We start from the raw sequence: 6,364 nt of genomic DNA, 5'->3' as shown, positions 1-6,364 counted from the left end.
GAGACCTCTGCAAAACTTTCTCTTCCTCTCATAAATTCACTTATAACCACATTAAATCTAAGAATAAAGCCTATCTAAGGATCAAAAGGGCTTATATACCCTCTATTTAATATATATTTCTCCCTTATTTGAGAGAATTGGACACAATTATCCCAGGAGTTCGATAAAGATTGTATGCAACAGCCTCCATAATATGTTGCGCATGTGTCTTTGCCAATCCCACATATCTTGCCACTCCTGCACGAAACCATCTATGCATAGAACCAAAAGTACGCTCAACTCTGTATCTAATCTTACTGATGCTAACATTGATACGTTGCTCCCTTTCTGTAATCTTCTTGCCTCTAACCCCTTTGTGCATGATTCTGCTCTTGAGCTTCATCCGAGTAAGTACTTCCTTGTTCTCTGAAGAGTTATAGCCTTTATCGGCATAGACAGGTGTTCTAACAGGAAGATTGGCTTTCTGCAAAGGAGTTTCAAGATGTTTGATGTCACTTTCATTGGCGGCAGTTGTTTCCTCAGCCAAAATCAAACCATTCTCGTCAGTCACAGTATGTCGCTTATAACCAAAGTGAAGTTTGCCCATCTTCTTAATCCATCTTGCATCTCCATCAACGTTTGGCTTAATAACTTCCTTGACCATTGCTTTTTCTGAACTATCACGACTGTCTGCTTCATTACGGTCTTCCACTACTTCATACTCCTTGCGTCCACGCGGACGGCGTGGAGTATCGGTAATGCTCGCATCGATAATAGCACCACGCTTAACGATGACACCTTTAGACTCAAGTTGCCGATTGATTTCATTGAGAACCATATCATAAAGTTCTGCTTCCACCAACGTGTTGCGAAAGCGGCAAACTGTAGTACTGTCGGGAGCAGTATCTTCTAGACCCAAGCCAACAAACCGACTGAAAGAAAGACGATCGTTTACTTGTTCCTCTACCTCACCGTCACTAAGACCATACCATGTACGAAGAAGTTCTATCTTGAATAAAATCAAGCTGTCATAACTTGGACGACCTGTTGATTTATAACCTTTGGTATAAGCGATTTCTATGATACCACGGATAGGTGTCCAATCGATTAATTTATCTATTTGGGAAAAGAAGGTCTGCTTGACCTTACGCTGACCGAGAACGACATCGGCAAAACTGGGAGAAGAAAGAGTTTGTTTCATACCATAAAGGTACAAAAAATAATGTAATGAGCAAATTTTAGGATAAGAGTTTTGCAGAGGTCTCAACACATCTATTTACTTTTTAAATGTGCTTTCAATGGAAAAATATAAATGGTAAGATTACATTTCTTACTATCTTACCATTTATAAATTACCTATCTATTTTCTTAAAATTTTAAGAAGCGATACAGTTGAAAAAAATATTAAGAAGCCGACTACAAATAATTTAGCAATTCTATTTTTGCAAATGTCATCATATGCAGCAAATAGTACTAATAAAATAGATATGACGTAAAGTACTATATATACAGATTTCATATTAGCAGAATGTTGCACATCCAACCATAGCCCCACTTACTGCACCCAAAGCTGTGCCAGAAATCGTCCCAATTATAGGTAAGGTGAATGTACCTGCGCCAGCACCGCCGACAGCTCCTAATCCTGTAGAACCGATAGTTCCGATTATACACCTAATGGCTCCTGTCCAATCTATAGGTATTTTTTTTGTTGCTTCTTTTTTACTTCTTTTTGTTGCTTCTTTACTTGTTTTTGTTGCTCCTTTACTGGTTCTAGAAGATCTTGTTATTGTAGAATTATCTTGCAGGGACTTTGAATAATATATTACCTCCACAGCTGCGTCAGCAGAACATCTCAAACTTTGATATTCTGCAGAGTTTTTGTCCAATTTGCTATTTTCAACAATATAAATAAGCTGGCTTCTTAACTTCTCTAATGAAGCTAATGTATCAATCTTAACAGACTTCATCTCTTCTAAGGTTCTGTAAGCCTCAGGAGATATATGTGCTGTAGCAAAGTCTTCTTCATTAACTGCTCTCGTAATTGGAGTAACATTTCCTGCAAGTTTTCTTGCATAAGAAGCTGCCTCATCTAAATTCTTAAAATGTTTGGATTCAAACAACTGAAGAAGTTTTACTACATCCTCATTCACGTTTTTGCTCACATTCGAAGTAGAATTGATACTCTCTATGGATTCTTCATCAGAATTACACGCAGAGAACATAAAGCAAGAAAACACCAACGCAAAAAATAAAAATGTCTTTTTCATAAAAATTAAATTTGTTAAAAACAATGAGTTAGCGTGGCAAAGATAGTATATAAATTGTATTTGGCAATAATTTAGGATGTTTTTTTTATCTCGATACGCTAAATCATTTTTTTACATCATATTGACTTTTTGATATTAAAACGGCACATATTATTTGATTTCGGCTATTTTTTTTAATAACGTTAATTACATAACCAAAGGGTGAATGGAAGGGGGTGTAGGGGGCAGCATAGCCCCCACAGCGGTTAGCACCTTGGAGCGGAGCGGTTAGATGTGCGCCCGATGAGTGGAGAGAGGAACGAACGGAACGAAAAGGGAAAGAGGAGGAACGACGATTGACCGAGCGCACGAGTTGAAGTGAAACGGAAACGATACCATAAAAGCCAAAATCCCACCATGTGCAAGAATTGCATGAGGTGGGAATGGTCTTGCATCTGATGCAAGTTATTTTCCTTTCTTTCTCTTTTTGTCTTGGAGGTAGAAGTAAATACCGCCTACACACGCAACGACAGACACGAAAATTGAAACGATAATTGCTCCCATATCTATTTTTTTACTTCTTTCATTTTCCCTTTTAGTCCGTTGATTATCCAGCCTATTCCCTTACCGTTCTTAGCTGCACGCTCTTTCAAGTTCGCCAATTCATCGACAAGGTTAGGTAACTCTTTTTGAGCGGTCAAAAATAAGTTCTTGTTGGCGTTTATTTCCTCTTTGGTCATGTTCATGTTATACAGGAGATAGTCAGACACTTCCTTTTTGAGCATTCCATAAGGACCAGTGATATTGCCAACCTTGGCTGTAAGTTCCCTCTTTTCTAATTCTTGGTCTCTGTTCTTCTGAATATACTTTGGATAGAACGTGTAACCGACAACTTTCTTTCCGTTGCGCCCCCTCGATGCAACTTCTTCCCTTTCCCAAGTAAACGAATAAGGACTATTCTCGTCAAGTTCTTTTTGAGCTACTTCAAAAACAACACTCTCCAAACGATCTATTTTCTTTAATTTTTTTTCAATGGAAAACATTTTTCGGATTTCATCGATGGAGTAGTTTAATGGTTTGTTCTGTCCGCTTAACAACTCATAGAAACGCATCGAGTAGACAGATTTGAACTGCATCGTGGTCTTTAATTCATATTTGCGATACCCCTTTGTGAAGTCTAATACTATGTTCCAGACGTTAGGAGACACACGGAATTTTGCTACTCCAGTACCCAAATTTACCCTTACTCTCTCCAGCATATGGTCGAGATACCAAACATTTCCTTTAGTCTGCTCGATGGTACGGTTAGACATGGCTTTGAAAGCTTTCTTTGCCTTTGTATAGTTGTTGTCTTCCTCGTTGGCGAGGATGTAGCGTACAGGCATTGTTATATCCTTGTCACCGAAAAGGTTTGTTTCTACTTTCATACCAATCCATTCTGCAAAGTTCTTGCCCTGCAGTTCTGCTTGTGCCAACTCCACAAGTCGGTACAAAATACGCTTCTCATATACGCTAAAATCGTATCGAGCAGTCGTGAGCATATAGGATTGAATTACATTCTTGTTTTCTTCAATAGGTCTTGCCATAAATTTGTGATTTACAATTACATTGCAAAGATAAAAATAATTTGCTACTTATTAAAGCACAGGTGGCAAAATTTATTCCAAAAGTGGCATATTAAACATTAAAAGGGTATTCCAAAAGTGGTATATTAGTATTCCAAAAGTGGCATATTGGTAGTTCAATATCGTGATTAATAATAGTTTATAGATTTCGATAAGCATATAACATACCATGCTATAGACAAAGCATCGGTTTTTAGAGGGCTACGCCCGAAAAAAACTATGCGAAAGGGAATAAACTGGAGGGAAAAAGCAGCGCAGCCCCCTGGGGGGGTGGGGGGTAGCGTAAGCGTGAAAAAAGCCAACTTTTTATGGCGTGTACACAAATAGGTACACGAATATTTGGAAGTTTGGATTTTTGTTTCTATCTTTGCCACGAACATTATAGCAATAAAGCCATGCAGATAGTATCAACAAGAGAATTTAGAGCCAATCAGAAGAAGTATTTTGAGTTGGCGGAACATGAGACAGTTTTTGTTTCTCGTAAAAATGCACGTCCCATTGTCATTAGCGTTGCCGATGATGACGACTTTCTTTCAAAGGAAGAACTCTTATCAATTCAGAAAGGGTTGGAGGACATCAAAAATGGCAGAACTTACAGGATGCAGGAGGGTGAGAGCCTTACGGACTTCTTAAAGCGCACAGAAGAATGTATAAAATAGAATTTTCGGAAGAAGCTACAAAGGAACTTCTTAAACTGATGAAGTCCGATGTACAAGCTTATAAAAAGTTTGAGAGCCTTATCCCCGAACTTCAAGAACACCCATACACTGGAACTGGACATCCTCACCAGCTTCGACACGTGAATGGCATCTGGTCGAGAAAACTTGACAAGAAAAACCGCCTGCGTTATACGGTCAATGATACGACAGTAATAGTGTTCATCGTATCGGCTATTGGACATTATGATGACAAGTAGGGGCTATCTTCTTAGTCCCCTATTTCGTTGTTGTTCCTCTTCCCTCACACCATTGGCAATGTTTCTTAATTCCCTTTCCGCCTGGTCCCATCTGCTGCCATATTGAGACTGGCATATCACTCCGCCCATATTAAAGGCTGCACGTCTTAGGCTCTCGGCTGTATCTTCATTGCCTTGCATGACGAAAGACAACAACCTCCTATCGTCTGCATCAAAATGCCCATTGATATGGAAAACGAAACTGCGAATTATTGCAAGACATCTTTCGATGATTGGGATTTCTTGAAAATCTTTGATTACTTCCCGCAGCTCTTTGTTCCGCTCCACAACTTTGTTGTGCTTAACGACTAACTCGTTATACTTGGAAACGGCTTCCCTGCGTGTTTCATTAAGTGCAGCCTTTTGCTGCTCTTTCTGTTCCTCCTGCTGTGCTTTCAGCCCGACTATTTCCACCTTGATGTCGAAAATCTCCTTTTGTTTGGCGTTTATTTGCTCTCTAAGGGCTTTTATCGTCTTGTCCTTGGAACTCTGCCCGAAAATACCTTTAATGCCTTCAGAAAGCGTTTTTGCGGTCTCTATGGCTGCTTCTTTGCGTGCCTTTGCCACCTTGAAACGCTCCAACTCCTCTTGCATCTGTTTTGCTTTCTTTTCCCTCTCGTCCTCGATTTGCCTTAACTTGACTTGCTCGGCAATATTCTTGTATTGGATGGCTGAAAGATGCTGCTTGTCGCTCGACACCCCCCTATCCATTTGCAGGACTTCCGCTGTTATCGTCTGCATCTCCACCATGTCTTGGCGGTTTAGTTTCAAACTCTTTCCTGTCTGTTGGTTAGTCCAATCAAAAACCAAATGGGCATGTAGGTTAGGTTTCCACTCTCCCTTTGGATAGCCCTCGTCCTTATGGATAGCAATTTGAAAAGTGTCTATCCCGAACCGCTGTCGGTACGCATCGGACAGCCTTTTCAAATCTTCCATTGTAGTTTCGGACTTAATGACTACGACCGCCTCTCGTATCGGGGTGGCTTTGGATTGCATACGCTGCCCTGTCGATTGGAGGTATCTTGACTTGATGTTTTCAAGTCGATCCGTCTGCGTATCTTTCTCCCAATACTCGTTGAGGTGGGAGAGGTCTTTTCGAACATAGTCGAGTTCTTTTTCCCTTTTGTTGTGCTGTTCACTGCCACCCTTGACAGGCTGCACGTGGATAGATGTTTGTTGTGCCATAAGTTTGTTTTTTAGGGGTGTGTCCTGGGGGGGCAAGGGGGTGTCCCCCTGCCCTCGGAGAGCCCACAACCCTTCAAGGGTTATAGTGGGCTATAACCTGCACACAGAGTTTACCTGCCGGCAAAGGTATAAAAACATTCTCAGCATGCAAGAAATTCGGCAGACAAAATGTTGGAGCCCATACACAATCGAAACTCATTGATAATATTCGGTAAGATTAAGATAAATGGGACTGAACACCAATAAATGAACAGAGTATAGCAGAAAAAGAAACAACACGAGACCTCTGCAAAACTTTCTCTTCCTCTCATAAATTCACTTATAACCACATTAAATCTAAGAATAAAGCCTATCTAAGGATCAAAAGGGCTTAT

At 40.2% G+C, this 6,364-nt stretch carries 7 protein-coding genes; 2 read left to right on the top strand and 5 right to left on the bottom strand.

The features are described 5' to 3' along the window. Positions 1-124 precede the first annotated feature (124 nt). From C7379_RS12275 to C7379_RS12265, 4 genes are all read right to left on the bottom strand, one after another. The gene (locus C7379_RS12275) at positions 125-1,180 is read right to left on the bottom strand and encodes an IS5 family transposase (RefSeq protein ID WP_040562592.1); all 1,056 of its coding nucleotides are present in this window, start codon (positions 1,178-1,180) and stop codon (positions 125-127) included. Between the two features lie 319 nt (positions 1,181-1,499). After that, positions 1,500-2,246, bottom strand: a complete 747-nt coding sequence (locus tag C7379_RS12870) for a hypothetical protein (protein ID WP_207773432.1) — start codon at positions 2,244-2,246, stop codon at positions 1,500-1,502. A 245-nt stretch (positions 2,247-2,491) separates the two neighbouring features. After that, the gene (locus C7379_RS12625) at positions 2,492-2,680 is read right to left on the bottom strand and encodes a hypothetical protein (RefSeq protein ID WP_133241902.1); all 189 of its coding nucleotides are present in this window, start codon (positions 2,678-2,680) and stop codon (positions 2,492-2,494) included. Between the two features lie 111 nt (positions 2,681-2,791). Further along, on the bottom strand, positions 2,792-3,811 hold the full coding sequence (locus tag C7379_RS12265; RefSeq protein WP_116617521.1) for a replication initiation protein: 1,020 nt from the start codon (positions 3,809-3,811) through the stop codon (positions 2,792-2,794). A gap of 434 nt (positions 3,812-4,245) precedes the next feature. Between C7379_RS12265 and C7379_RS12260 the strand changes: the two genes are divergently transcribed. Next, positions 4,246-4,509 (top strand): prevent-host-death protein, encoded by a 264-nt coding sequence (locus tag C7379_RS12260; protein ID WP_116617520.1) that lies wholly within the window; start codon positions 4,246-4,248, stop codon positions 4,507-4,509. After that, positions 4,497-4,766, top strand: coding sequence for a Txe/YoeB family addiction module toxin (locus C7379_RS12255; protein WP_116617519.1), 270 nt, complete (start codon positions 4,497-4,499; stop codon positions 4,764-4,766). Before C7379_RS12260 ends, C7379_RS12255 begins: the two co-directional genes overlap by 13 nt. 3 nt (positions 4,767-4,769) lie before the next feature. Here C7379_RS12255 and C7379_RS12250 read toward each other — a convergent pair whose 3' ends face one another. Next, the gene (locus C7379_RS12250) at positions 4,770-5,990 is read right to left on the bottom strand and encodes a relaxase/mobilization nuclease domain-containing protein (RefSeq protein WP_116617518.1); all 1,221 of its coding nucleotides are present in this window, start codon (positions 5,988-5,990) and stop codon (positions 4,770-4,772) included. Positions 5,991-6,364 lie beyond the last annotated feature (374 nt).

Source organism: Hallella colorans (assembly GCF_003096815.1).
Classification (GTDB): domain Bacteria; phylum Bacteroidota; class Bacteroidia; order Bacteroidales; family Bacteroidaceae; genus Prevotella; species Prevotella colorans.
This window is presented reverse-complemented; position numbering and strand designations above follow the sequence as displayed.

Coding starts and splice junctions, on each gene's coding strand:
- C7379_RS12265 (WP_116617521.1), bottom strand. CDS start 3,811: ATGGCAAGACCTATTGAAGAAAACAAGAATGTAATTCAATCCTATATG.
- C7379_RS12250 (WP_116617518.1), bottom strand. CDS start 5,990: ATGGCACAACAAACATCTATCCACGTGCAGCCTGTCAAGGGTGGCAGT.
- C7379_RS12625 (WP_133241902.1), bottom strand. CDS start 2,680: ATGCAAGACCATTCCCACCTCATGCAATTCTTGCACATGGTGGGATTT.
- C7379_RS12870 (WP_207773432.1), bottom strand. CDS start 2,246: ATGAAAAAGACATTTTTATTTTTTGCGTTGGTGTTTTCTTGCTTTATG.
- C7379_RS12255 (WP_116617519.1), top strand. CDS start 4,497: ATGTATAAAATAGAATTTTCGGAAGAAGCTACAAAGGAACTTCTTAAA.
- C7379_RS12260 (WP_116617520.1), top strand. CDS start 4,246: ATGCAGATAGTATCAACAAGAGAATTTAGAGCCAATCAGAAGAAGTAT.
- C7379_RS12275 (WP_040562592.1), bottom strand. CDS start 1,180: ATGAAACAAACTCTTTCTTCTCCCAGTTTTGCCGATGTCGTTCTCGGT.